Raw genomic sequence first — 25,026 nt, forward strand, 5'->3', positions numbered from 1 at the left:
AATAACGTATTTAATTCCACTAAAAAATCAGGAGAGCGCCGATGAGACTCATCCCTTTAACCACCGCCGCCGACGTCGGAAAATGGGCCGCCCGCCACATCGTTGAGAAAATTAACGCATTCAAGCCCAGCGCAGAGCGCCCTTTTATTCTGGGATTGCCGACGGGCAGTTCACCGCTGGAGGCCTACAAATCGCTGGTCGCCATGTACAAAGCCGGTCTGGTGAGCTTCAAACACGTTGTCACCTTCAATATGGATGAGTATGTCGGCCTGCCGACCGACCATCCAGAAAGCTATCATACCTTCATGCATCAGAATTTCTTCAATCACGTTGATATTCCGCGCGAAAACATTAACCTGTTGAACGGCAACGCAGAAGACACCACAGCAGAATGTCGCCGCTATGAAGAGAAAATAAAGTCCTACGGGAAAATTCATCTTTTCATGGGCGGTGTGGGTAATGACGGACATATCGCCTTCAATGAACCCGCCTCATCTCTGGCCTCCCGCACCCGCATCAAAACGTTGACAGAAGAAACCCGTATCGCCAATTCCCGTTTCTTCGGCGGGGACGTCAGTCTGGTACCTAAATTTGCCCTGACCGTAGGCGTCGGTACGCTGCTGGATGCCGAAGAAGTGATGATTCTGGTGACAGGTCGTAACAAGGCACAGGCGCTACAGGCTGCGGTAGAAGGCAACGTTAACCATATGTGGACCATCAGCTGTCTGCAACTTCACGCCAAAGCCATCATGGTTTGTGACGAGCCTTCAACAATGGAGCTAAAGGTAAAAACCGTTAAATATTTCCGTGAGTTAGAAACGGAAAGCATGAAAAATATCTAACCGATGCGGGAGTCGATGATGTACGCATTAACCCATAGCCGGATCTTCACCGGCCACCAGATTCTGGATAATCACGCCGTCGTGATTGCCGATGGGCTGATCGAGCGAATCTGCCCACTTGCCGAGCTTCCTGCCGGCATTGAACAACACGACCTGAGCGGTGCGTTCCTCGCCCCGGGTTTTATCGATCTGCAGTTGAACGGCTGCGGCGGCGTGCAGTTCAACGACTCGCTGGACACGATCTCCGTCAAGACGCTGGAGATCATGCAGCAGGCGAACGAGCGTTCAGGCTGTACCAGTTTTTTACCTACGCTGATTACCTCCAGCGATGCATTTATGAAGCACAGCATCGATGTGATGAGAGACTGGCTAGCGCAGAATAAGTATCAGGCGCTTGGGCTGCATCTCGAAGGTCCGTGGCTGAATGTGCTAAAGAAAGGCACGCATGACCCTGCTTTTATTCGCAAACCAACGCAGGAGTTGGTCGACTTCCTGTGCGCCAACGCGGATACCATTACGAAAATCACGCTAGCACCGGAAGAAGTCGAACCGTCGGTTATCCGCCAGCTAACAGCGGCGGGCATTATTGTCTCTGCCGGGCATTCCAACGCCACGTGGGAAGAGGCTAAGCAAGGTTTTGCCGCCGGTATTCGTTTCGCTACCCACCTGTTCAACGCCATGCCGTACCTGACCGGTCGCGAGCCCGGATTGGTCGGCGCGATTTACGACGCCCCGGAAGTCTATTGCGGTATTATCGCGGATGGACGACACGTTGACTGGGCCAACATTCGCAACAGTAAACGTATCAAGGGCGATAAGTTGGTGCTGGTGACCGACGCCACGGCACCGGCCGGCGCGGATATTGACCAGTTCATTTTTGCTGGTAAAACCATATACTACCGTGATGGTATTTGTGTCGATGAACACGGCACCCTGAGCGGTTCGGCACTGACCATGATCGACGCCGTACGTAATAGCGTCGAACATGCGGGCGTCGCGCTGGATGAAGCGATTCGGATGGCAACGCTCTACCCTGCGCGCGCCATCGGCGTGGATAAGCAGTTAGGCAGTATTGAAAGCGGTAAAGTGGCCAACCTGACCGTCTTTGACCGTGACTATCACATTCTCAAGACGTTTGTTAACGGTAACCCTGTTTGGGGATAAAACGAGAAACGCCTTGGGGTAAAGCGGAAATACGTTGGGGTAAACTGAGATAAGGTTTACCCCAACGTTGAGTTAAACCTAAGCGAGTAACTTCTTAATGACCACAGGCGGACAAGCGCAGATAGGGAATGTCGATCTGGTTAAGCAATTAAACAGCGCGGTGGTTTACCGCCTGATTGACCAGCAGGGTCCGATCTCGCGGATTCAGATAGCAGAACAGAGCCAGCTTGCCCCCGCCAGCGTGACCAAAATCACCCGCCAGCTTCTGGAACGCGGGCTCATCAAAGAAGTCGATCAACAGGCCTCCACCGGTGGCAGACGCGCCATTTCGATTATCACCGAAAACCGTCCTTTCCATACCATAGCGGTACGCCTTGGTCGCTATGACGTCACCATTGCGCTGTACGATTTGCAGGGAAAAGCGCTGGAAGAAGCGCACTACGATCTGCAAGAAAAAACGCAGGAGTCGCTAGAAGCCGCGCTCTTTCACGTTATCAGCGGCTTTATCGCCAGCCATCAGCGCCGTATTCGCGAGCTCATTGCGATCTCGATTGTGCTGCCGGGGCTGGTTGATCCCGTTGCGGGCATCGTCCGCTATATGCCACACATCAGCGTGAATAACTGGCAACTGGTCGAAAATCTGCAACGTCATTTCAACGTCACCAGCTTTGTCGGTCACGATATCCGTAGCCTAGCGCTGGCAGAACACTATTTCGGTGCCACCCACGATTCACTGGATTCTATCCTGGTACGCGTCCATCGCGGCACAGGCGCGGGTATTCTCGTCAACGGGCAAATTTTTCTTGGCAGCAACGGCAACGTGGGCGAGATCGGCCATATTCAGATCGATCCACTTGGCGATCGCTGCCACTGCGGCAATTTCGGCTGTCTGGAAACCGTCGTCGCCAACGCCGCCATTGAACAACGCGTACAACACCTGCTGGGTCAGGGCTACCCCAGCAAGCTTTCTATCGATAGCTGCACGATTTCTGCGATTTGCAAAGCGGCAAACCGTGGTGATGCCCTCGCCCGTGAAGTCATCGAACAGGCCGGACTCAATCTGGGCAAAGCGCTATCCATCGCCATCAACCTGTTCAATCCTCAGAAAGTCGTGATTGCTGGTGAAATCACCGAAGCAGAAAAAACGCTGCTTCCTGCGATCCAACGCTGCATCAACGCGCAGGTGTTGAAAGAATTTCGTCACAACCTGCCGATTGAGATATCCAGCCTCAACCACCTTTCCGCTATCAGCGCGTTCGCTCTGGTCAAACGGGCGATGCTGAACGGCGTGCTGCTACAGCAATTGCTCGAAAATGCCTGATTCCCTTTCTGGCCGGATTATGTAATCCCTAAAAATCCGGCCTTTCCCTTCTATGAATTTGACGAATCAACACCAAAAAACCGAATAAATTAACGAAACACCACGTTGATGGCTTTTTTCATTAAACAATATTGAATTCCTATGGCACTTTGATGCTAAATCAATGGCACTGAGTTCGAATCTGTCATTACTGGGAGTCATGTATGTGTTCTATTTTTGGTGTGCTTGATCTGAAAAGCGATCCTGTTGAACTGCGTAAGAAAGCGCTGGAGTTATCCCGTTTGATGCGTCACCGCGGGCCAGACTGGTCCGGCGTTTATGCCAGCGACAAAGCAATTCTGGCTCACGAACGTCTGTCTATCGTTGACGTCAACACGGGCGCACAGCCGCTTTACAACGCCGAGCGCACCCACATTCTGGCCGTTAACGGTGAAATTTATAACCATCAGGCATTGCGTCAGCAATACGGTGACCGTTACGCGTTCCAGACTGGCTCCGACTGCGAAGTGATTCTGGCGCTGTATCAGGAAAAAGGTCCAGAATTCCTGGATGAACTGCGCGGCATGTTCGCCTTTGCCCTGTATGACAGCGAAAAAGACGCCTACCTGATTGGCCGTGACCACCTCGGCATCATCCCGCTGTATATGGGTTACGATGAGCACGGCAACCTCTACGTCGCTTCTGAAATGAAAGCGCTGGTACCGGTTTGCCGCACCATCAAAGAATTCCCGGCTGGCAGCTACCTGTGGAGCAAAGACGGCGAAATTCGCGAGTATTACCAGCGCGACTGGTTTGATTATGACGCAGTAAAAGACAACGAAACGGATAAAGAAGCGCTGCGCGATGCGCTGGAAGAAGCGGTGAAAAGCCACCTGATGTCTGACGTGCCCTACGGCGTGTTGCTCTCTGGCGGCCTGGATTCCTCCGTTATCTCTGCAATCACCAAAAAATATGCGGCACGTCGCGTAGAAGATGACGAACGTAGTGAAGCCTGGTGGCCTCAGTTGCACTCTTTCGCCGTCGGTTTGGAAGGTGCGCCAGATTTGAAAGCCGCGCAGGAAGTCGCTAACCACTTGGGTACCGTGCACCACGAAATTCATTTCACCGTGCAGGAAGGGCTGGATGCGATTCGCGACGTGATTTATCACATCGAAACCTATGACGTCACCACGATTCGCGCCTCAACGCCGATGTACCTGATGTCCCGTAAAATTAAAGCAATGGGCATCAAGATGGTGCTGTCAGGCGAAGGGTCTGACGAAGTGTTCGGCGGCTATCTCTACTTCCACAAAGCGCCAAACGCCAAAGAGTTGCATGAAGAAACCGTGCGTAAGCTACTGGCACTGCACCAGTACGACTGCGCCCGCGCGAACAAAGCGATGTCCGCCTGGGGTGTGGAAGCTCGCGTACCGTTCCTGGACAAAAACTTCCTCGATGTCGCGATGCGCATCAACCCACGCGACAAAATGTGTGGCAACGGCAAGATGGAAAAACACATCCTGCGCGAGTGCTTTGAATCCTACTTGCCGCACAGCGTTGCATGGCGTCAGAAAGAGCAGTTCTCTGACGGCGTAGGCTACAGCTGGATTGATACGCTGAAAGAAGTAGCGGCTCAGCAGGTTACCGATCAGCAGTTGGAGACAGCACGCTTCCGCTTCCCGTACAACACGCCAGGCTCCAAAGAAGCGTATCTGTACCGTGAAATCTTCGAAGAGCTGTTCCCGGTTCCAAGCGCAGCAGAATGTGTACCGGGTGGCCCGTCAGTCGCCTGTTCGTCAGCTAAAGCGATTGAGTGGGATGAATCTTTCAAGAAACTGGATGATCCATCAGGCCGCGCGGTAGGCGTACACCAGTCCGCCTACAAATAATTCGATTTAATTTCTTCAATCAACGGGCCTTTCATGGCCCGTTTTTGTACGCTTAATTCACTGGGAATGCGTGCTTTTTGGCGTTTTTCTCACCATACTGTTCACAACCCAAACAAACGACACATTGAGGGCACTTTTCGGGAAAAAACTAGTTGACGCAATTAGGCCAACTACGCATAATGCGCCCCGCAACGCCGATGAAGGTGACGCGGAAAAGATGGCTACGTAGCTCAGCTGGTTAGAGCACAGCACTCATAATGCTGGGGTCACAGGTTCGATTCCCGTCGTAGCCACCATCTTTTTTGCGGGAGTGGCGAAATTGGTAGACGCACCAGATTTAGGTTCTGGCGCCGCAAGGTGTGCGAGTTCAAGTCTCGCCTCCCGCACCATATCATCTTCTCGGTCTGACATCGCTTTTCGAAGCCTGTTAGTGTTTTGTAGTGATTGGGGTATCGCCAAGCGGTAAGGCACCGGTTTTTGATACCGGCATTCCCTGGTTCGAATCCAGGTACCCCAGCCATTTCAAAACATATGCTGAAAAATTCGTTGTCCTGTTGGGGTATCGCCAAGCGGTAAGGCACTGGTTTTTGATACCAGCATTCCCTGGTTCGAATCCAGGTACCCCAGCCATCTACTTGATAGTAGAAGATTTGTTGAAGTGAAGTAACATTAGCAATAGATTTGGCTACGTAGCTCAGCTGGTTAGAGCACAGCACTCATAATGCTGGGGTCACAGGTTCGATTCCCGTCGTAGCCACCATATTTTTGGGGTATCGCCAAGCGGTAAGGCACCGGATTCTGATTCCGGCATTCCGAGGTTCGAATCCTCGTACCCCAGCCAAATAAAGCTGGTAAAACAGCAAAGAAACGGGGCGACAGTCGAAAGATGTCGCCCCGTTTTCTTATACGTGGCGACAAAAACGTTAACACTCATCCTACTGTTACTCCCCTTCTCTGTTTTGAATACTAAGATCCCCCCTCAATAGGCGGAAACAACACTCTACTCTTCTACTTGGCTCCAAGCATTTCCCTAAAGCTCGTCAGAAAGCCATAGCGCCACGCAAGATAAATTCCTAAGCCCCAGACGATGCGCTACCACATCTCGCGATACTAAGCCCCTGAGTGCGTTTCACGCTAAGTGAAGAATCCCCTGTATCCAACGTATGTCAAAATCCTACCTGGAAGTGATTCGGGAGGACTCCCCGTTCTTGTCATGATCGTAGTTCGCAGATAAGCCTATTTTTCATACGAATACCAAAAGAATTGAAATTGTAATATTCAGAAACATAGGGCATCATTTGCAGCCAAGCACGATTTAAAGCGTATGTTCTTCAAAACTGAATTTCTGGCTGACGTGATTGTTGTACCCGTTAAATGCGATCATGTCTAAGTTTGATGAAGTAACAGATAGAAAGTGGCTGGTTGAGATTGAAGGTAAAACAAGCGTCCGCGATCTGACCCGTATCCCTGTAGGCAAAGTGCGCGTTAGCTAGGTTGGTATGGCGTTTGATCGCGGGATTGATAAGATTGGTGTTTTATCGAAAGTAACAACTATTATTTTAAATAAGGAATGTTTTAATGGCTGAAACGTTATTGGCTGATGAATTAAAAAATAGAGTAGATAATTTACTAGAAAACAGCATGTTAGATCTTAATACGCATAGAATTCTCACCTCTTTACTTGATAATCACAAATTTGATGCTGTAGATAATATAATAAATACTATAATAAAACATACAGATACATCTAATAAAAAAAACATCATTAACCATAAAGAGAACATAAACGAAAACTTAATAAATAATAAAAAAATATTATTACTTTCACAGGAAAATGCAAGTCTTGCGGAGATACAAAAAAATCATATAAAAGAAATGGGGGAAACGTTAAGATTATAAAAGAAAAAGAAAAAGAAATTAAAAAAATTACTGAGGAGAATAAAGAACTAAAAGAAAAAACACAGCAATCCAGGATAGACGATAATATATCTGGCTATGTGGATTCTGTAAAAAACAAACTTAATTCAGATGATAAATTTTTTATAAAAATGTCTCACGTTTGGTCTAGTTGTGGCGCATTATTTTGCATAGGGGCAATTGCAGCAGCATTTTGTACATTCGTATCTGGCATCGATACGCTTTTAAAAAATGAAGAATTGAACTCAGTAAGTATATTTTACTTATTTACACGTGGACTATTAGGGATCGGCTTGCTTTCATGGCTTTCCTACATATGCTTTAACAATTCAAGACGATACACTCACGAATCAATTCGGCGAAAAGACCGCCAACATGCGTTGATGTTTGGGCAAATTTTCTTACAGATTTTTGGCGGCACAGCTTCAAAAGAAGACGCGATCCACGTATTCAAAGATTGGAATATGTCCGGTGATACTGCATTTTCTGGAAAAACAGAACAGCCTCCATCCGTTCATGGATTGTTAGCACAGATAAAAAATATGTTGCCAGAAAAATCTGGCAAGGCTAGTGATTCAACTAAAAAAGAAGATAATAACTAATAAAAGGGAAGAGGTTTTATGTCGTTTCGCTGGTTAAAATTAGATGAAAGAAGACTATCACAACAATGGATTTTTAGATTAGCAATAGCCATACCGTTTTCAATAAGTTTCTTATTGTGTATTCCATTATGGTTTGAAACCACCTTCGATTTCTCATCTACTGGATATGCGAAATTCCTTTCGATATTTTCATTACCTATAGGTGTGTTGTCTTTATCTATTCCTCTGGTTGCTATTGTGGCTCATATACATAGGACTATTCAAACAGAGAAACAAATAAATCTTATAAATCAGAAAAACACAAGCGATAAATTTTACGCACATTACAAATATATCACAGATTCATTTTCATCAATAAAAAGCAGCAATATAAATTTAAATGGGAAGGAAGTTATAATAGAGATATCAAATGTTAATTCGTTATATCGGGATTTTTTCCCAAATTCATCCCCCGAAAATGGAACTGTTATAAAACAAAAATCAGTTCATACGATAAAAATATTTAAATCACTTAACGAAATAGACAAAGAGTTATATAAAATAGAATATGAAAGAAGTGATAAGTCTGATCCAAATTTTGTACTTTTTAATATTTTAAACGAAATAATATCGTTATCTAGTAATTTAAGCATCGACATACACAAGATAATACCAACTGAGAACACTAGAAAATTATTGCTTATGAAGAATGATAAGAAATTCAAGATGATCACTTGTTTTCTAGATGAAGCGGAATTAAAGAACTATTTGAAATGTATATATGTTATAAATATTACCATCATGGATTTATTAGATATAAAATTCGATTATTATCCTAGTCTTTCTAATTATGCACTTAGTAATAAAAAATATCATTTCACATCATCTTTTGACGTCATGAAAAAAACAAATGAGCCATATCACTCTTTCGATATAGGAGATGGCGCCTTTACATCAGAAGAATTCGACGATTTTAATTCATATTTAACCCAATAAACACGCTTTTAAGACAATGTTGATTTAACTTAAAACCAAACATTGAATACTATTTTTATATACAGCAAAAATATCCCCCTCAGTTAACAGGGGGCTGTATGGCAGTTCGTAAACAAGCATCAGGAAAATGGCTGTGTGAGTGCTACCCGCACGGACGTGAAGGCAAGCGGGTACGCAAGCAATTTGCCACTAAAGGTGAAGCCGTCGCCTTTGAACGCTTCACCATGGAACAAGCAGAAAACAAGCCGTGGACAGTAGAGAAACGCGACACGTGTAAGCTGTCTGACCTGATTGATGTGTGGTACCGCGCCCACGGCATTACGCTGAATGATGGCGAAGGCAGAAAGAGTATTCTGGATTGTGCCGGCGCCTCATTGGGCGATCCTGCCCGTGATTTCTCCGTATACCGTGAAAAGCGGCTCAACGGCGAAATATCTCACAATGGCCGTGAGGCAAAAATCAGCCCTACCACCGTTAACCGTGAATTATCGTACTTTAGGGCGCTGTTCAACGAGCTGGCGCGACTCGGTGAATGGAACGCAGCGAATCCGTTAGAAAGCGTGCGACCGTACAAAACCTCTGAAAGCGAAATGGCCTTTTTACAAAAAGACCAGATCGCCAGGCTGCTGCACGAATGTGAAGCCAGCAAGGCCAAAGACCTGTTATTGATTGTTAAGCTGTGTCTGTCTACCGGTGCGCGTTGGTCAGAAGCAGAAGAATTAACCCGTTTTCAGCTTTCCCCCTACCGCGTGACGTTTACCAAAACCAAAGGCAAACGTAACCGTACCGTGCCGATCAGCGAAACGCTGTATAACGCACTTCCAAGGAATAACGGGCGATTGTTCAGCGGCTGCTATAATGCATTCAGGAAAGCAATGGAACGGGCTGATATTGTGCTACCTGCTGGCCAGTGTTCTCACGTTCTGCGCCATACGTTTGCCAGCCACTTTATGATGAACGGCGGCAACATTCTGGTGCTGCAACGCATCCTCGGCCACACCGATATTAAGATGACAATGCGTTATGCCCACTTCAGCCCCAACCATCTGGAAGACGCACTACGCCTGAATCCGCTGGCTTCCTGAATGGCGGAAAAAATGGCGGCAGCGCAAATACATAATACTGTACAAAAACACACATAAAATCCATAACCCAATGTATTTAATGTAATTAATTGAGTTCATTAGGCCATGCTACGGATTCTGATTCCGGCATTCCGAGGTTCGAATCCTCGTACCCCAGCCAAATAAAGCTGGTAAAACAGCAAAGAAACGGGGCGACAGTCGAAAGACGTCGCCCCGTTTTGTTATGTCTGGTATTAACATCATCCGGTGCTAACATATGCAAACCAATCATTCGATTTTCCCAAAAGGGCGGGCATGAAGGTTTTATCGACATCCTCTGTTATTCATGGTTTCAGCCAATTGCGGCGATCCGTGATACGCACGCAGTTAAGCAAACTGCTACTCAGCGTGGCATTGCTGTTTTGCTTCATCACACCGACTGATGCTGCTAGCGTCCCTTCTTTTAAGATGTCTTCGCAAACGTTCGCTGACCGAATGAATGCCAATCTGAAGAAACTCAATATCCCTCTCGAATTGACCGTTAAGTTGGAAAAGGGAACGTCCGTCGATGATTTTCAGCACATTTTTAATGAGCACGTCGGATTAATTGGGTCGGTAGAGAGTAAAAGCCAGCAGCTTAATGGACTTGTGATACTCAACGCCGCGTCAGAATCCCCCGATGCAACAAGACAGAATCTGCAAATCGTTGCTGCCGCGTTTTCTGCTTTATTGGGTGAGAACACGTCATCAGGTGAAAACAGTCTCGAAAGCCCTGAGATGACTGAGATGATGTTCGGCCTGCTTCAGGATAGCCAGACCTCAGGTAAAGGTGTTAGGCAGATAGGGCATGTTCGCTTTATAGCAACAACTAATAAGGACACCGATATTATCTTCACCGCCGAGCCTATGCTGTAGCGGGCGGCGTCCTCATTACTCATCAGACGCCAATGGCATATTTCAATGCGCGCTGTTTTAACACCCCAGCGCGCTGTGCAACCATCAGCGCCATATTGCGCGCAAAACTCAGCGGTGGTAACGCATTACTGAACACGTTATAGAAGAGATCCATCCCGCTTTGCATCATCAGATTATCCGGCATACGGCGGCACTGATAGCGGCGTAACACGCGCTCAGAAGCCCATTCTTCTCCTGCATTACGCGCATTAATCAACACGTCCAGCAGCGCCTCAACGTCGCGATACCCCAGATTAACCCCCTGCCCCGCCAACGGATTGATGGTATGCGCGGCATCACCCAACAGCACCAAGCCTGGCTTGATATAGGTTTGTGCATGGCGTCTGACCAACGGGAATGACCCGGCGGAGAGCGCTTTGACCGTGCCCAATCGCTCAGGAAATGCGGCCGCAATTTCTTTATCCAATTGAGCAAGCGGCATCGCCTGAAGCTGACGAATACGCTGCGGACTGTCATACCACACCAGCGATCCCCACTGGTCAAACAGCGGCAAAAATGCACGCGGGCCGCTCGGCGTAAACTGCTGCCAGGTCACATCCTGCTGGGGCTGCGAGGTCTCAACGCCGATCAACATACAAGACTGACGGTACTGCCAGCCGTTGATACCAATCCCCGCCCACCAGCGAACCTGAGAATTCGCGCCATCAGCTCCCACCACCAGCGAAGCCGTCAGTTGCTGCCCATCAGCAAGCTGTAAGCACCAGCCATCATCGGTGCGTTGCAGGTTCTGCGGCGTAGCCGGGCAATAACATTGGCAGCGTTCCTCTTCCTGTAAACTTTCCCAGAGCGCCCGTTGCAACACGCGGTTTTCCACCATAAAACCCAGCTCGGGCAGGTGAATGTCGGCAGCATCAAAAACGACTCTGGCATTCGCCCATTCCCAGGTTTCCAATCGACGGTAAGGCGCGCTGCGCATCTGCTGAACCCGCTGCCATGCACCCAGTTCTTTCAATAGCGCAACCGACGCATAGCCAATCGCCGAGATCCGTAAATCTGGCGGACTGGCGGCATCAAACGGTGTCGGCATTTCCTGTTCAACCACGGCAACCTGAAATCCTTGCTGTGCCAACCCAAGCGCCGCGGCCGCGCCGACCATGCCACCGCCAACCACAATCGCATCGTAATGCATATTGGCTTTATCCTCTCTGGTTCTGGTTTATTCACACCAGTAAAAATGCATGAAAATAGTGTACTGGATTTGCGGGTAACTTTTCAGAAAAGCCGCATTTTTATAGAAAGTAAGGAGTTATCAAATCAGCGTGGTTTCCGGTGCTGGTCACAACGTCGGCGAGCGATTACAATACCCACCCCAAATGAGGGGAATCTTTCTTATCCGCACTGAGTAATGGTAAGTCGATGACAAAAAAACTGCATATTAAAACCTGGGGCTGTCAGATGAATGAGTACGATTCATCAAAGATGGCTGATTTACTGGGAAGTACGCACGGCTATGAGCTGACTGAAATCGCTGAAGAAGCCGATGTTCTGCTGCTCAATACCTGTTCTATCCGTGAAAAGGCGCAGGAAAAGGTCTTCCATCAACTTGGCCGTTGGAAAACGCTGAAAGATCTCAATCCAAACCTGATTATTGGTGTCGGTGGCTGCGTGGCCTCACAGGAAGGCGCGCATATTCGTGAACGTGCGCACTACGTTGACGTTATTTTTGGCCCGCAAACCTTGCACCGCCTGCCGGAAATGATTAATCACGTACAGGGCACCCGTAGCCCCATCGTGGATATCAGTTTCCCTGAAATCGAAAAATTCGACCGCCTGCCAGAGCCGCGAGCCGAAGGGCCAACCGCTTTCGTCTCCATCATGGAAGGCTGCAATAAATATTGCACATTCTGCGTTGTGCCTTATACCCGCGGCGAAGAAGTCAGCCGCCCGTGCGATGATGTATTGTTTGAAATCGCTCAACTGGCCGCGCAAGGCGTACGTGAAGTTAACCTTTTAGGACAGAACGTCAACGCCTACCGCGGCGAAACCTATGACGGTGAAATCTGCTCCTTTGCTGAGCTGCTGCGTCTGGTTGCCGCTATTGACGGGATCGATCGCGTCCGCTTTACCACCAGCCATCCGATTGAATTCACAGATGATATTATCAGCGTCTATGAAGATACTCCGGAGCTGGTCAGCTTCCTGCATTTGCCAGTACAAAGCGGCTCTGACCGCGTGCTGACAATGATGAAACGCCGTCATACCGCGCTGGAATACAAAGCCATCATCCGTAAACTGCACAACGCACGTCCTGGCATTCTGATCAGTTCTGACTTTATCGTCGGTTTTCCTGGCGAAACGCAGGCTGACTTTGAACAAACGATGAAGCTGATTACCGATGTGAATTTCGATATGAGCTACAGCTTTGTCTACTCTGCCCGTCCGGGAACACCGGCTGCGGATATGGTCGATGACGTGCCGGAAGAAGAGAAAAAACAGCGTCTGTATCTTCTGCAAGAGCGCATCACCCAGCAGGCAATGCGGTTTAGCCGCCTCATGTTGGGCACCGTCCAGCGTATTCTGGTTGAAGGCACCTCACGTAAGAGCGTGATGGAGCTGTCTGGTCGTACGGAAAACAACCGCGTCGTCAACTTCGAAGGCACGCCGGATATGATCGGTAAATTCGTCGATGTGGAAATCGTTGATGTTTATACCAACTCGCTGCGCGGCATCGTGGTGCGTACCGAAGATCAAATGGACCTGCGCGTACATGAATCACCGTCTTCCGTGATTGCGCGTACCCGCAAAGAGAATGAGATCGGCGTCGGGTTCTATCAGCCGTAATCGATGTAGCTTTCAGTCTCAGCATGATTAATGGGTGGCTTTGCCACCCATTTTTTATGGCAGGCTATCCCTGCCTGCCACCCTCCGGGCCGTTGCTTCGCAACGTTGAAAAACGTTCCTGCGTTTTTTATAGCAGGATTATCATTCAATAATCCGCGTCAATTTCATGCCGCTTACATTTGCTTTTGCGAGGCGGCATCCCAATATAATGATTGTGACTTGCACCATCGGGTATTCACGATGAATAATTCATTCATATGGCTGACATATCAGGCCGTCTGACAACTGTTCATTTTGTGCAGGCAGAAAGCGCCAGCGCAGTAACGCTCAAGAGGAATAATTTGAACGTAACGACAAAAGAAATTGCCCTTGAACCCGCAGATAACCAACGCCTGCTCAGCCTTTGCGGCCCGTTTGATGACAATATTAAGCAGTTAGAGCGCCGCTTAGGCATCGAGATCAATCGCCGCGATAACCAGTTTAAGCTGGTCGGTAAAAACCTGCTGACGCAAGCTGCCGCCGATATCCTGCAACGTCTGTATGTCGATACGGCCCCAGTACGTGGCGTCATCGGTGATATCGATCCAGAGCAAATCCACCTGGCGATTAAAGAATCCCGTGTGCTGGAACAGTCTGCGGAACATGTTCCTGACTATGGCAAAGTGGTCAATATCCGCACCAAACGCGGCGTAATCAAACCACGCACGCCGAATCAGGCGCAGTATGTCGCCAATATTCTCGATCACGACATCACATTCGGTGTTGGCCCTGCGGGAACGGGGAAAACCTACTTAGCCGTCGCTGCCGCCGTGGATGCACTGGAGCGTCAGGATATTCGCCGTATTCTGTTAACGCGCCCAGCCGTCGAAGCTGGCGAGAAATTGGGCTTCCTGCCTGGTGACCTGAGCCAGAAAGTCGATCCTTACCTGCGCCCACTTTATGATGCTCTGTTTGAAATGCTGGGCTTTGAGCGCGTAGAGAAACTCATCGAACGCAACGTCATTGAAGTCGCGCCACTGGCTTACATGCGTGGCCGAACGCTGAACGATGCCTTTATCATTCTGGATGAAAGCCAGAACACCACCATCGAACAGATGAAAATGTTCCTGACACGCATCGGGTTCAACTCAAAAGCGGTCATCACTGGTGACGTCACGCAGATCGACCTGCCGAAGAATCTGAAATCCGGCTTACGCCACGCGATAGAAGTGCTGGCCGATGTGGAAGAGATCAGCTTTAACTTTTTCCACAGCGAAGACGTGGTGCGCCATCCGGTGGTTGCACGGATTGTGAATGCCTATGAAGCGTGGGAAAATGCCGAACAGAAACGTAAAGACGCCTTAGCGGAACAGCGTAAGCGTGAAGCACAGGCTGCGGCATCAGATCAGGAGCAAAAATGAGTCAGGTGATTCTGGATTTACAAATCGCCAGCGAGCAAACACAGGGGCTACCGGAAGAAAAAGACTTTCAGCGCTGGCTGGAAGGCGTTCTGCCACAGTTTCAAGAAATCTCTGAAGTCACGATCCGTATCGTGGATGAGGCCGAAAGCCGCGACCTGAATAACACCTATCGCGGTAAAGACAAGCCGACCAACGTGCTGTCGTTTCCTTTCGAGGCACCGCCTGAGGTTGAGCTTCCTTTGCTTGGTGATTTAATCATCTGTCGTCAGGTTGTCGAACGTGAATCCGCAGAGCAGGAAAAAACCGTAGAAGAGCACTGGGCGCACATGGTTGTCCATGGTAGCCTGCATCTGCTAGGGTATGACCATATCGAAGACAGCGAAGCCGAAGAAATGGAGGCGCTGGAAACCGAGATTATGCAAAGTATGGGCTATGCCGATCCTTATCTTGCAGAAAAAGATGGCCTCACCGAATAAATAGAAATACATTTTATCTAGCCCGAGATCGGGAAGATATCGGGTACTAATCTGCTCCACGTCAGCCGCTGTGTCGATTCCAACGGCTGGCAATAATCCCTTAACAAGAGTGATGTTAATTAAAACGCATGAGCGACGACCATTCTCAAAACAGCGATGCACCCAGTCCCAAAAAGGGCTTCTTTTCTCTTATTCTTAATCAGCTTTTTCACGGCGAGCCAAAAGATCGTAACGGTTTACTCACTCTGATTCGTGATTCCGAACAGAATGAACTGATCGATCCTGAAACACGAGATATGCTCGAAGGCGTCATGGATATCGCCGACCAGCGTGTACGCGACATCATGATCCCTCGCTCGCAGATGATTACGCTAAAGCGCGATCAAACGCTGGAAGAGTGTCTGGACGTGATTATTGAATCCGCCCACTCTCGTTTCCCCGTTATTAGCGAAGATAAAGACCACATTGAAGGCATCCTGATGGCGAAGGATTTGCTGCCGTTTATGCGCAGCGATTCCGAGCCTTTCAGTATGGATAAAGTTCTGCGTTCCGCCGTGGTTGTGCCGGAAAGTAAACGCGTTGATAGAATGCTGAACGAGTTCCGCTCACTGCGCTATCACATGGCGATTGTCATCGATGAGTTTGGTGGCGTATCCGGCCTGGTCACGATTGAAGATATTCTTGAGTTGATTGTCGGCGAAATTGAAGACGAATATGACGATGAAGAAGACAGAGATATCCGTCAGCTTAATCGCCAGACCTACACCGTTCGTGCGTTAACCGATATCGAAGATTTTAACGAAGCGTTCGGTACACGGTTCAGCGATGACGAGGTCGACACCATTGGCGGCTTGGTTATGCAGTCTTTCGGCCATCTTCCTGCCCGTGGCGAAACCATCGACATAGAAGGTTACCTGTTTAAGGTTGCGATGGCGGACAGCCGCCGTATTATTCAGGTTCATGTCAGAATCCCTGACAATGCCCCTCAACCAAAATTGGAAGAATAATTTGGCAATGGTTGTCGCTTCTTTTCTACAACGCCAGCGGGTCAAAGCCCTGCTGGCGCTCTTATTTGGTGCCTGTGGCACGCTGGCATTTTCTCCCTTTGATTTCTGGCCTGCGGCGATTATCTCGCTCATGGGCCTTCAGGCACTGACGCTCAACCGTACGAGTCGTCAGTCAGCCTGGATAGGATTTTGCTGGGGATTAGGTCTGTTCGGTAGCGGCGTTAACTGGGTTTACGTCAGCATCGCGCAGTTTGGCGGAATGCCGGGTCCTGTCAATGTTGCGCTGGTCATTCTGCTCGCTGCCTATTTGTCGCTCTACCCTCTGCTGTTTTCTGCCCTACTCTCACGCCTGTGGCCGAAAACAACGCTGTGGCGTCTGGCGCTTGCCGCTCCCGTGCTCTGGCAGTTAACCGAATTTCTACGCGGCTGGGTACTCACCGGTTTTCCGTGGCTGCAATTCGGCTACAGCCAAATTGACGGCCCGCTCAAAGGTATCGCGCCTATTCTGGGTATAGACACTATTACCTTCCTATTGATGAGCCTCAGCGGGCTACTCGTTTATGCCATCAATCAACGAAAAATCGCACCGGCAGCCATTGCCATCAGCGTTTTTGTTTTGTCATGGCCGCTGCGCAACGTGCAGTGGTATACCCTGCAACCTGAACGCGCCGTCAATGTCGCACTGGTACAGGGCAACATCCCTCAGGCCATGAAGTGGGAACAAGATGAGCTGTTGAATACGCTGAAAATCTATCTGGATAACAGCCTGCCTTATATGGACAAGGCCCCTATCGTTATCTGGCCAGAAACGGCGATTCCTGATATTGAAAGCCGTCAGGGTGCCTATTTGAAGCAGATTGACGACATTCTGCGTAGCCGTAATAGCAGCCTGATTACAGGTATCGTCGATATCCGGCGTGAGGGGAATAAAACCGATTTTTATAACTCAGTCATCGTTTTGGGTGACAAAGATCCGTATCACTACCCCACAACGAACCGTTACAACAAAAACCATCTGGTACCTTTTGGCGAGTTTGTCCCGCTGGAAACGTTGTTACGTCCACTCGCACCGTTCTTCGATCTCCCTATGTCGTCGTTCAGCCGCGGAGACTACGTTCAGCCTCAGCTTTCTGTGCACGGCTTCAAGCTCAACGCCGCCATTTGTTATGAAATCATCTTAGGCCAGCAGTTGCGTGATAACTTCCGTCCAGACACCGATATGCTGCTGACCATCTCGAACGATGCCTGGTTTGGTCATTCAATCGGTCCGTGGCAACACTTCCAGATGGCACGCATGCGCGCGCTGGAATTAGGGCGTCCTCTGGTTCGTAGTACCAATAACGGCGTCACAGCGGTGATTACCCCCGATGGCAATGTCAGCGCCAGTCTGCCGCAGTTTACGCGTGCGGTCCTCAGCACGCAGGTCGTGCCAGCAACGGGGATAACGCCGTATGCACGCTTCGGTTCCTGGCCGCTCTGGATCATTACGTTACTGGGCGGTGTCGCTGCCGTTTTCTTCGGTTTGCGTCGCCGATAACCAGCCACTTTTCACATCCCTAAGGGCATGCTTTTGCATGCCTTTTTTTATTTATGGCACGGTATTTGCCTCTTATTACCCTGTAAAGGGTTGTTTCTGTATTTTTTTGGATATTACGTCGGCTAAAGCTCTCTATTGGGGCAAGTAACGCACCAAATTGGTGCCACCCTCTGACATTGCTGTTATTTGGTGCGGCGGATATCGCAAAAAACAAACATTTCTATTTCAATCTATTTACAATCAGCTACTTTTTAACTGTATAGACAGTAACTTCGCGCTTTAACGGTGCAGCGTTATCACAAAGAAGTCGCAAAGCATTATGAGTGATACAGCAATACGATGTTAGCTTGAAGACAATGTTAACTTGAAGATGACGGGTATATAACGACAGCAAAGGAGTTAGAACATGCAAATGCGTAAACTGGCATTATCATTGCTTCTGCTTGGCACCGCCGCCAGCGTAGCTCAGGCTGAAGATCTGGCCGGTACATTGAAAAAGGTCAAAGATAATGGCGTGATCGTCATTGGACACCGCGAATCGTCCGTGCCTTTTTCTTATTATGACAACACGCAAAAAGTGGTCGGCTACTCTCAAGCCTACTCTGACAAAATTGTCGAAGCGGTTAAGAAAAAACTGGATGCGCCTAATCTGCAGGTCAAGCTACTCCCTATCACCTCTCAGAACCGTATCCCGCTGTTACAGAACGGTACTTTTGATTTTGAATGTGGTTCAACGACTAACAACCTGGAACGTCAGAAACAAGCCGCGTTCTCTAACACCATTTTCGTGGTCGGTACGCGTCTGTTAACTAAAAAAGATTCTGGCGTAAAAGACTTCCCAGATCTGGCGGGTAAAACCGTCGTCGTGACTTCCGGCACCACCTCTGAAGTTCTGCTGAACAAGCTGAATGAAGAAAAACAGCTGAAAATGCGTATCATCAGTGCGAAAGACCATGGTGACTCCTTCCGTACGCTGGAAAGCGGCCGTGCTGTCGCCTTTATGATGGATGATGCGCTGCTGGCGGGTGAACGTGCGAAAGCGAAAAACGCCGATCAGTGGGATATCGTCGGCAAAGCGCAGTCTGAAGAAGCCTACGGCTGTATGCTGCGTAAAGACGATCCGCAATTCAAGAAACTGGTTGATGACACCATCGCTGAAGTTCAGGCCTCCGGTGAAGCTGAAAAATGGTTCGATCGCTGGTTCAAACAACCGATCCCACCAAAAGATCTTAACCTGAACTTTGCACTGTCAGACGAAATGAAAGCGCTGTTCAAAGCGCCAAATGACAAAGCGCTAAACTAATTAATAATGAGAATTAAGGGCAGAGCTATCTGCCCTCTGATTGCTGATTCGTGGCAGGACAGACAGGCATGTGATGGTCGTTCCCCATCACATGTTGCCCCGAGAAATTTCGATAAACAGGAAAATAAACAATACACCTGTAGTTTGAAACAGAACGGGAATATGGCCGCTCATCAATCTTCAGGGTAGCTTCGCTACCCTTTTTTTACCGGAGTTCGTTATGTCAATAGATTGGAACTGGGGCATATTTCTACAAGCCGCCCCCTTCGGCAACACAACCTACCTCGGGTGGATTTTGTCCGGTCTGCAAGTCACCGTCACATTATCTATCTGTGCCTGGATTATCGCTTTTCTTATTGGTTCTTTATTTGGAATCCTGCGTACCGTCCCAAATCGTTTCCTTGCGGGCATTGGTACCTGCTACGTCGAACTATTTCGCAACGTCCCACTGATTGTCCAGTTCTTTACCTGGTATCTGGTGGTTCCTGAACTGCTTCCCGTCAACATCGGTATGTGGTTTAAGGCAGAACTCGATCCCAATATTCAATTCTTCCTGTCATCAATGATTTGTCTGGGGCTCTTCACCGCGGCGCGCGTTTGTGAGCAGGTGCGTGCAGGGATTCAATCGCTACCACGCGGCCAGAAAGCTGCCGGGCTGGCGATGGGCCTGACGCTGCCGCAAACCTACCGCTATGTGTTACTACCGAATGCGTACCGTGTGATTGTTCCGCCGCTGACGTCAGAGATGCTGAACCTGGTAAAAAACTCGGCTATCGCTTCCACGATTGGTCTGGTTGATATGGCGGCACAGGCAGGTAAATTGCTGGACTATTCCGCCCACGCGTATGAATCCTTTACCGCCATCACGCTGGCGTACGTTGGCATCAATGCCATCATTATGTTGATTATGCAGGTCGTTGAGCGAAAAACCCGTTTGCCGGGCAATATGGGGAGCAAATAAATCATGTATGAATTTGACTGGAGCTCAATTGGGCCAAGCATGCCGTACCTGATTCAGGGGATGGTCGTCACACTCAAAATTACGCTAACGGCGGTGGTCTTCGGGATTATCTGGGGCACGATTCTGGCGGTGATGCGCTTGTCGCCGATCAAGCCTATCAGTTGGTTCGCCAAGTTGTATGTGAACCTGTTCCGCTCCGTTCCGCTCGTCATGGTGCTGCTGTGGTTCTATCTGGTGGTTCCTAGCTTATTACAAAATGTGCTTGGGCTATCGCCGAAAACCGATATTCGACTGATTTCAGCTATGGTAGCCTTCTCGCTGTTCGAGGCAGCCTATTATTCGGAAATCATTCGTGCGGGTATTCTCAGCGTGTCACGCGGTCAATCCTCCGCGGCGTTAGCATTAGGCATGACGCACTGGCAATCCATGAAGCTGGTTATTCTGCCGCAGGCATTCCGCGCGATGGTGCCGCTGCTGCTGACGCAGGGGATTGTTCTGTTCCAGGATACCTCACTGGTTTACGTGCTCAGCCTCGCTGATTTCTTCCGTACCGCCTCAACCATCGGCGAGCGTGACGGAACACAAGTTGAAATGATCCTGTTTGCCGGGTTCATTTATTTTCTCTTCAGCATTACTGCCTCAATGCTGGTCAGTTACCTGAAAAAAAGGACGGTTTGATGATTTCCCTGAAAAATGTTTCTAAATGGTACGGCCAATTTCAGGTGCTAGCCGACTGCTCCACAGAAGTAAAAAAAGGTGAAGTCGTGGTCGTCTGCGGGCCTTCTGGCTCTGGTAAATCAACCCTGATCAAAACCGTAAACGGTCTGGAACCGATTCAAAAAGGTGAAATTACCGTCAATGGTATTGCCGTTAACGATAAGAAAACCAATCTGGCCCAGTTGCGTTCCAAAGTCGGGATGGTGTTCCAGCACTTTGAACTGTTCCCACATTTATCAATTATCGAGAACCTGACGCTGGCGCAGGTGAAAGTGCTGAAACGTAATCGTGAAGAAGCCAAAGCTAAAGCGCAGAAGCTGTTGGAACGCGTTGGGCTAGCGGCGCACGCCAACAAATACCCAGGGCAGCTTTCCGGTGGTCAGCAACAGCGTGTCGCCATCGCGCGTGCGCTGTGCATGGATCCTATCGCGATGCTATTTGACGAACCGACATCCGCACTCGATCCAGAGATGATCAACGAAGTGTTGGACGTTATGGTTGAATTGGCGCAGGAAGGCATGACCATGATGGTCGTTACGCATGAAATGGGCTTTGCCCGTAAAGTGGCGCACCGCGTGATCTTTATGGATGAGGGCAAAATCGTTGAAGACACCCGCAAGGATGATTTCTTCAATAACCCACAATCCGAACGCGCGAAAGACTTCCTGGCGAAAATCCTGCATTAATAATCAGATACAGCGTGCCGCAAGGCACGCTTATTTACCCCAACAGCTCTACGGCTGAAACGGCTGGCGGTGGAACAGGTCATGTGAGCATTTCGGGCAGAGTGGCAACACCTCCGGCGTGTAGAATGCAATATGATGATGGCAGTTCTCACACACCAGATTACCTAGCCCCACCACTTCACCGCTGTGATACACCCCGTGATGATTCACATCTTTGAAGATCTCACGCCACTCTAGCTGCGTTTTATCCGTAATATCCGCCAGCTCCTGCCACAGGCTTTCCTTAATAACTCGCATAAAAACGCTGTCGGTAAACTCACCCTGACTCTCGTTATAGCTGCGGGCAAACTCTTCCAAGTCGCGCTGAACAGCCTGAATAACCTGCTCGATTTCTTTCTGCGTCAGCTCCGAGCTTTCCTGCAAGGTTTTGCGGGCACTCAGCACCAGACTGTCGAGATCGCGTTCACCATTGTTCAGCCGGGCCGTCACTGAAGCCATTAACTCGCGGTAGTAGCGGGCTAGTTTATTCATGCTTCCTCCTGAATTAAGCGGGTTGAAAGGTGATAAAGCACGACTATTCGCTGTCTGGCACATCAGGCCAAAAACCGATACGTTGCCTATCTCTCTCTATTTTAGATTATTTTTTCGGTACGCCTGATAAATTGTCGCCAATTTGCGCAACGCTTCGCAGTATGTCGCTCACAGATCAGAAATATTCCTCAGTCGGGCGCTGGGTGTTGTTGCCCGCGCCGCTTACGGCTATGCTATGCGGATCTTTTGTTATGAATCAGAACAGGCTACTCACGTAGCGATTCTTCACTAAACAGGACCCCTGGCAGCCATGCAAGAGCAATACCGCCCAGAAGAGATAGAAGCGGACGTCCAGCTTCACTGGCAAGAGAAGCAGACATTTAAAGTCACCGAACAGCCCGGCAAGGAAAAATACTATTGCCTTTCCATGCTGCCTTACCCTTCTGGCCGACTACATATGGGCCACGTCCGTAATTACACCATCGGCGACGTGATCTCCCGTTATCAGCGCATGCTGGGCAAGAACGTTCTGCAACCGATCGGTTGGGATGCCTTTGGTCTGCCGGCAGAAGGCGCAGCGGTTAAAAACAACACCGCGCCAGCTCCCTGGACCTACGCCAATATTGACTACATGAAAAACCAGCTCAAACTGCTGGGCTTTGGCTATGACTGGGATCGTGAAGTCGCGACCTGCAAACCAGACTACTACCGCTGGGAACAGTGGTTCTTCACCAAATTGTACGAGAAAGGTCTGGTTTATAAAAAAACCTCCGCCGTTAACTGGTGCCCGAACGACCAGACCGTACTGGCGAACGAACAGGTTATCGACGGCTGCTGCTGGCGTTGTGACACCAAAGTCGAACGCAAAGAAATTCCACAGTGGTTTATCAAAATCACCGCTTACGCAGACCAACTGCTGAACGATCTGGATACGCTGGAAAGCTGGCCTGAGCAGGTCAAAACCATGCAGCGTAACTGGATTGGCCGTTCTGAAGGTGTGGAAATCACCTTTGACGTGGCGGACAGTGCCGAGAAACTGACTGTTTACACCACGCGCCCGGATACGTTCATGGGCGTGACCTACGTGGCCGTTGCCGCAGGTCACCCTCTCGCCGCACAAGCTGCCGCAGCGAACCCGGCGCTGGCCGATTTCATTGCAGAATGCCGTAATACCAAAGTTGCCGAAGCCGATATGGCGACGATGGAGAAAAAAGGCATGGCCACTGGCCTGTATGCGATTCACCCGCTGAACGGTGAGAAAGTCGCTATCTGGGTCGCCAACTTCGTCCTGATGGAATACGGTACAGGCGCAGTGATGGCCGTTCCAGGCCACGACCAGCGCGACTGGGAGTTTGCCACCAAATACGATCTGTCTATCAAGCCAGTTATTCTGAACGCTGATGGTAGCGAGCCCGATCTGTCCGCTCAGGCGATGACAGAGAAAGGCAGCCTGTTCAACTCTGGTGAGTTTGACGGTCTGGATTTCGAGGCTGGGTTCAACGCTATTGCCGATAAGCTGGTAGAAAAAGGCATCGGCGAGCGTAAAGTCAACTATCGCCTGCGTGACTGGGGTGTTTCCCGTCAGCGTTACTGGGGCGCACCAATTCCAATGGTGACGCTGGAAGACGGCACCGTCATCCCAACGCCAGAAGATCAACTGCCAGTGATCCTGCCGGAAGATGTCGTGATGGATGGCATCACCAGCCCGCTGAAATCTAATCCGGAATGGGCGAAGACAACCGTTAACGGTCAGCCAGCGCTGCGTGAAACCGACACGTTCGACACCTTTATGGAATCTTCCTGGTACTACGCGCGCTACACCTGCCCGCAGTACGATCAGGGAATGCTGGATCCGGCTGCTGCCAACTACTGGCTGCCCGTTGACCAATACGTTGGCGGTATCGAACACGCCATCATGCACCTGATGTATTTCCGCTTCTTCCACAAACTGATGCGCGACGCTGGTCTGGTGACCTCTGATGAACCCGCCAAACGCCTGCTGTGTCAGGGCATGGTGCTGGCCGATGCCTTCTACTATCTGGGCAATAACGGCGAACGCATCTGGGTATCTCCGACCGACGTGACCGTTGAGCGTGATGAGAAAGGACGCATCGTCAAAGCCGTCGATAACGAAGGCCGTGACGTGGTTTACGCGGGCATGAGCAAAATGTCGAAGTCTAAAAACAACGGCATCGACCCGCAGGTCATGGTAGAGAAATACGGTGCAGATACCGTTCGCCTGTTCATGATGTTTGCTTCTCCGGCGGAAATGACGCTGGAATGGCAGGAGTCCGGCGTAGAAGGCGCAAACCGCTTCCTGAAACGCGTCTGGAGACAAGCCTTCGAGCATACCGAGAAAGGTGCGGTAACGGCTCTGGATATCGCTACACTGACGGAAGATCAGAAATCACTGCGCCGCGATCTGCACAAAACAATTGCTAAAGTGACCGATGATATCGGCCGTCGCCAGACCTTCAACACCGCGATCGCCGCCATCATGGAGCTGATGAACAAGCTGGCGAAAGCTCCGCAGGACAGCGATCAGGATCGCGCGCTGACGCAGGAAACCATGCTGGCCGTCGTTCGTATGCTGTATCCGTTCACGCCGCACGTTTGCTTCACGCTGTGGCAGGCGCTGCAAGGTGAAGGCGACGTTGATACTGCGCCGTGGCCGGTTGCTGATGAGAACGCGATGGTGGAAGATTCCAAGCTGGTCGTTGTTCAGGTTAACGGTAAAGTACGTGGTAAAATCACCGTTGCCGCTGACGCAAGCGAAGAACAGGTTCGCGAACGCGCTGCACAGGAACCGCTGGTCGCGAAATATCTGGACGGCGTCACGGTTCGTAAAGTGATTTATGTCCCTGGCAAACTGCTTAACCTGGTTGTGGGTTAAGGCAAG

The 25,026-nt window shown here is 49.6% G+C and carries 21 protein-coding genes, 6 tRNA genes and 1 pseudogene; 26 read left to right on the forward strand and 2 right to left on the reverse strand.

Translation table 11 applies throughout. From position 1 onward, the window contains the following. The first annotated feature begins 41 nt into the window (after positions 1-41). The 16 genes and pseudogenes from nagB (at position 42) to H4F65_RS07325 (ending at position 10,668) form a co-directional block, all read left to right on the forward strand. The gene (gene nagB / locus H4F65_RS07250) at positions 42-842 is read left to right on the forward strand and encodes a glucosamine-6-phosphate deaminase (RefSeq protein WP_010285448.1); all 801 of its coding nucleotides are present in this window, start codon (positions 42-44) and stop codon (positions 840-842) included. 18 nt (positions 843-860) lie between these two features. Then, on the forward strand, positions 861-2,006 hold the full coding sequence (gene nagA, locus H4F65_RS07255; RefSeq protein ID WP_010285444.1) for an N-acetylglucosamine-6-phosphate deacetylase: 1,146 nt from the start codon (positions 861-863) through the stop codon (positions 2,004-2,006). Positions 2,007-2,103: 97 nt separating this feature from the next. Then, positions 2,104-3,327: a DNA-binding transcriptional regulator NagC gene (gene nagC, locus H4F65_RS07260; protein ID WP_010285441.1), complete on the forward strand. Its 1,224-nt coding sequence runs from the start codon at positions 2,104-2,106 to the stop codon at positions 3,325-3,327. A gap of 203 nt (positions 3,328-3,530) precedes the next feature. Beyond that, positions 3,531-5,195: an asparagine synthase B gene (asnB, locus tag H4F65_RS07265; protein WP_010285438.1), complete on the forward strand. Its 1,665-nt coding sequence runs from the start codon at positions 3,531-3,533 to the stop codon at positions 5,193-5,195. 219 nt (positions 5,196-5,414) lie between these two features. Further along, a tRNA-Met gene (locus H4F65_RS07270) sits at positions 5,415-5,491 on the forward strand. A gap of 8 nt (positions 5,492-5,499) precedes the next feature. After that, positions 5,500-5,584, forward strand: a tRNA-Leu gene (locus H4F65_RS07275). A 56-nt stretch (positions 5,585-5,640) separates the two neighbouring features. Next, positions 5,641-5,715: transfer RNA gene (locus H4F65_RS07280), tRNA-Gln, on the forward strand. 35 nt (positions 5,716-5,750) lie between these two features. Continuing rightward, positions 5,751-5,825: transfer RNA gene (locus H4F65_RS07285), tRNA-Gln, on the forward strand. Between the two features lie 53 nt (positions 5,826-5,878). Further along, a tRNA-Met gene (locus H4F65_RS07290) sits at positions 5,879-5,955 on the forward strand. Positions 5,956-5,961: 6 nt separating this feature from the next. Next, a tRNA-Gln gene (locus H4F65_RS07295) sits at positions 5,962-6,036 on the forward strand. Positions 6,037-6,574: 538 nt separating this feature from the next. After that, positions 6,575-6,682 (forward strand): annotated as a pseudogene (locus H4F65_RS07300) (phage repressor protein CI); the annotation flags it as partial. 91 nt (positions 6,683-6,773) lie between these two features. Further along, positions 6,774-7,094 (forward strand): hypothetical protein, encoded by a 321-nt coding sequence (locus tag H4F65_RS07305; protein ID WP_010285436.1) that lies wholly within the window; start codon positions 6,774-6,776, stop codon positions 7,092-7,094. 98 nt (positions 7,095-7,192) lie between these two features. Then, the gene (locus H4F65_RS21850; protein WP_236146233.1) at positions 7,193-7,714 is read left to right on the forward strand and encodes a hypothetical protein; all 522 of its coding nucleotides are present in this window, start codon (positions 7,193-7,195) and stop codon (positions 7,712-7,714) included. Positions 7,715-7,732: 18 nt separating this feature from the next. After that, positions 7,733-8,689, forward strand: a complete 957-nt coding sequence (locus tag H4F65_RS07315) for a hypothetical protein (protein ID WP_010285431.1) — start codon at positions 7,733-7,735, stop codon at positions 8,687-8,689. A 98-nt stretch (positions 8,690-8,787) separates the two neighbouring features. Next, positions 8,788-9,774, forward strand: a complete 987-nt coding sequence (locus H4F65_RS07320; RefSeq protein WP_010285429.1) for a phage integrase — start codon at positions 8,788-8,790, stop codon at positions 9,772-9,774. Between the two features lie 294 nt (positions 9,775-10,068). Then, positions 10,069-10,668: a hypothetical protein gene (locus H4F65_RS07325; protein WP_010285426.1), complete on the forward strand. Its 600-nt coding sequence runs from the start codon at positions 10,069-10,071 to the stop codon at positions 10,666-10,668. Between the two features lie 22 nt (positions 10,669-10,690). Here H4F65_RS07325 and ubiF read toward each other — a convergent pair whose 3' ends face one another. Next, positions 10,691-11,857 (reverse strand): 3-demethoxyubiquinol 3-hydroxylase, encoded by a 1,167-nt coding sequence (gene ubiF / locus H4F65_RS07330; RefSeq protein WP_010285425.1) that lies wholly within the window; start codon positions 11,855-11,857, stop codon positions 10,691-10,693. Between the two features lie 227 nt (positions 11,858-12,084). Between ubiF and miaB the strand changes: the two genes are divergently transcribed. The 9 genes from miaB to H4F65_RS07375 all read left to right on the forward strand — a co-directional run bounded on the left by miaB (position 12,085) and on the right by H4F65_RS07375 (position 21,596). Next, complete coding sequence (gene miaB / locus H4F65_RS07335; RefSeq protein ID WP_010285423.1) at positions 12,085-13,509, forward strand: tRNA (N6-isopentenyl adenosine(37)-C2)-methylthiotransferase MiaB; 1,425 nt, start codon at positions 12,085-12,087, stop codon at positions 13,507-13,509. 341 nt (positions 13,510-13,850) lie between these two features. Then, entirely contained in the window at positions 13,851-14,909 is a 1,059-nt protein-coding gene (locus H4F65_RS07340) for a PhoH family protein (RefSeq protein WP_014914633.1), read from the forward strand. Continuing rightward, positions 14,906-15,385 carry an rRNA maturation RNase YbeY gene (ybeY, locus tag H4F65_RS07345; RefSeq protein ID WP_010285418.1) on the forward strand — a complete coding sequence of 160 codons (480 nt, stop codon included), beginning with the start codon at positions 14,906-14,908 and terminating at the stop codon, positions 15,383-15,385. The genes H4F65_RS07340 and ybeY overlap by 4 nt, the downstream gene beginning before the upstream one ends. Positions 15,386-15,513: 128 nt before the next feature. After that, on the forward strand, positions 15,514-16,392 hold the full coding sequence (corC, locus tag H4F65_RS07350) for a CNNM family magnesium/cobalt transport protein CorC (protein ID WP_010285415.1): 879 nt from the start codon (positions 15,514-15,516) through the stop codon (positions 16,390-16,392). Between the two features lie 7 nt (positions 16,393-16,399). Next, positions 16,400-17,929: an apolipoprotein N-acyltransferase gene (lnt, locus tag H4F65_RS07355; protein WP_010285413.1), complete on the forward strand. Its 1,530-nt coding sequence runs from the start codon at positions 16,400-16,402 to the stop codon at positions 17,927-17,929. 406 nt (positions 17,930-18,335) lie between these two features. Next, the gene (locus H4F65_RS07360; RefSeq protein WP_010285411.1) at positions 18,336-19,232 is read left to right on the forward strand and encodes an amino acid ABC transporter substrate-binding protein; all 897 of its coding nucleotides are present in this window, start codon (positions 18,336-18,338) and stop codon (positions 19,230-19,232) included. 220 nt (positions 19,233-19,452) lie between these two features. After that, entirely contained in the window at positions 19,453-20,193 is a 741-nt protein-coding gene (locus H4F65_RS07365; protein WP_010285409.1) for an amino acid ABC transporter permease, read from the forward strand. 3 nt (positions 20,194-20,196) lie between these two features. Then, positions 20,197-20,871 carry a glutamate/aspartate ABC transporter permease GltK gene (gene gltK / locus H4F65_RS07370; RefSeq protein WP_010285407.1) on the forward strand — a complete coding sequence of 225 codons (675 nt, stop codon included), beginning with the start codon at positions 20,197-20,199 and terminating at the stop codon, positions 20,869-20,871. Further along, positions 20,871-21,596, forward strand: coding sequence for an amino acid ABC transporter ATP-binding protein (locus H4F65_RS07375; protein ID WP_010285405.1), 726 nt, complete (start codon positions 20,871-20,873; stop codon positions 21,594-21,596). Before gltK ends, H4F65_RS07375 begins: the two co-directional genes overlap by 1 nt. Positions 21,597-21,644: 48 nt before the next feature. Here the strand turns inward: H4F65_RS07375 and H4F65_RS07380 are convergent, their stop codons facing one another. Continuing rightward, positions 21,645-22,127 carry a zinc ribbon-containing protein gene (locus H4F65_RS07380; protein WP_010284060.1) on the reverse strand — a complete coding sequence of 161 codons (483 nt, stop codon included), beginning with the start codon at positions 22,125-22,127 and terminating at the stop codon, positions 21,645-21,647. A gap of 310 nt (positions 22,128-22,437) precedes the next feature. Here H4F65_RS07380 and leuS point away from each other — a divergent pair, with 310 nt between their 5' ends. After that, complete coding sequence (leuS, locus tag H4F65_RS07385) at positions 22,438-25,020, forward strand: leucine--tRNA ligase (protein ID WP_010284056.1); 2,583 nt, start codon at positions 22,438-22,440, stop codon at positions 25,018-25,020. Positions 25,021-25,026 lie beyond the last annotated feature (6 nt).

The organism is Pectobacterium brasiliense (genome assembly GCF_016950255.1).
Taxonomy (GTDB): Bacteria; Pseudomonadota; Gammaproteobacteria; order Enterobacterales; family Enterobacteriaceae; genus Pectobacterium; species Pectobacterium brasiliense.

What these genes read in the sequence shown, in the direction of transcription:
- nagB (WP_010285448.1), top strand. Translation starts at nt 42, where the DNA reads ATGAGACTCATCCCTTTAACCACCGCCGCCGACGTCGGAAAATGGGCC.
- nagA (WP_010285444.1), top strand. Translation starts at nt 861, where the DNA reads ATGTACGCATTAACCCATAGCCGGATCTTCACCGGCCACCAGATTCTG.
- nagC (WP_010285441.1), top strand. Translation starts at nt 2,104, where the DNA reads ATGACCACAGGCGGACAAGCGCAGATAGGGAATGTCGATCTGGTTAAG.
- asnB (WP_010285438.1), top strand. Translation starts at nt 3,531, where the DNA reads ATGTGTTCTATTTTTGGTGTGCTTGATCTGAAAAGCGATCCTGTTGAA.
- H4F65_RS07305 (WP_010285436.1), top strand. Translation starts at nt 6,774, where the DNA reads ATGGCTGAAACGTTATTGGCTGATGAATTAAAAAATAGAGTAGATAAT.
- H4F65_RS07315 (WP_010285431.1), top strand. Translation starts at nt 7,733, where the DNA reads ATGTCGTTTCGCTGGTTAAAATTAGATGAAAGAAGACTATCACAACAA.
- H4F65_RS07320 (WP_010285429.1), top strand. Translation starts at nt 8,788, where the DNA reads ATGGCAGTTCGTAAACAAGCATCAGGAAAATGGCTGTGTGAGTGCTAC.
- H4F65_RS07325 (WP_010285426.1), top strand. Translation starts at nt 10,069, where the DNA reads ATGAAGGTTTTATCGACATCCTCTGTTATTCATGGTTTCAGCCAATTG.
- ubiF (WP_010285425.1), bottom strand. Translation starts at nt 11,857, where the DNA reads ATGCATTACGATGCGATTGTGGTTGGCGGTGGCATGGTCGGCGCGGCC.
- miaB (WP_010285423.1), top strand. Translation starts at nt 12,085, where the DNA reads ATGACAAAAAAACTGCATATTAAAACCTGGGGCTGTCAGATGAATGAG.
- ybeY (WP_010285418.1), top strand. Translation starts at nt 14,906, where the DNA reads ATGAGTCAGGTGATTCTGGATTTACAAATCGCCAGCGAGCAAACACAG.
- corC (WP_010285415.1), top strand. Translation starts at nt 15,514, where the DNA reads ATGAGCGACGACCATTCTCAAAACAGCGATGCACCCAGTCCCAAAAAG.
- lnt (WP_010285413.1), top strand. Translation starts at nt 16,400, where the DNA reads ATGGTTGTCGCTTCTTTTCTACAACGCCAGCGGGTCAAAGCCCTGCTG.
- H4F65_RS07360 (WP_010285411.1), top strand. Translation starts at nt 18,336, where the DNA reads ATGCAAATGCGTAAACTGGCATTATCATTGCTTCTGCTTGGCACCGCC.
- H4F65_RS07365 (WP_010285409.1), top strand. Translation starts at nt 19,453, where the DNA reads ATGTCAATAGATTGGAACTGGGGCATATTTCTACAAGCCGCCCCCTTC.
- gltK (WP_010285407.1), top strand. Translation starts at nt 20,197, where the DNA reads ATGTATGAATTTGACTGGAGCTCAATTGGGCCAAGCATGCCGTACCTG.
- H4F65_RS07375 (WP_010285405.1), top strand. Translation starts at nt 20,871, where the DNA reads ATGATTTCCCTGAAAAATGTTTCTAAATGGTACGGCCAATTTCAGGTG.
- H4F65_RS07380 (WP_010284060.1), bottom strand. Translation starts at nt 22,127, where the DNA reads ATGAATAAACTAGCCCGCTACTACCGCGAGTTAATGGCTTCAGTGACG.
- leuS (WP_010284056.1), top strand. Translation starts at nt 22,438, where the DNA reads ATGCAAGAGCAATACCGCCCAGAAGAGATAGAAGCGGACGTCCAGCTT.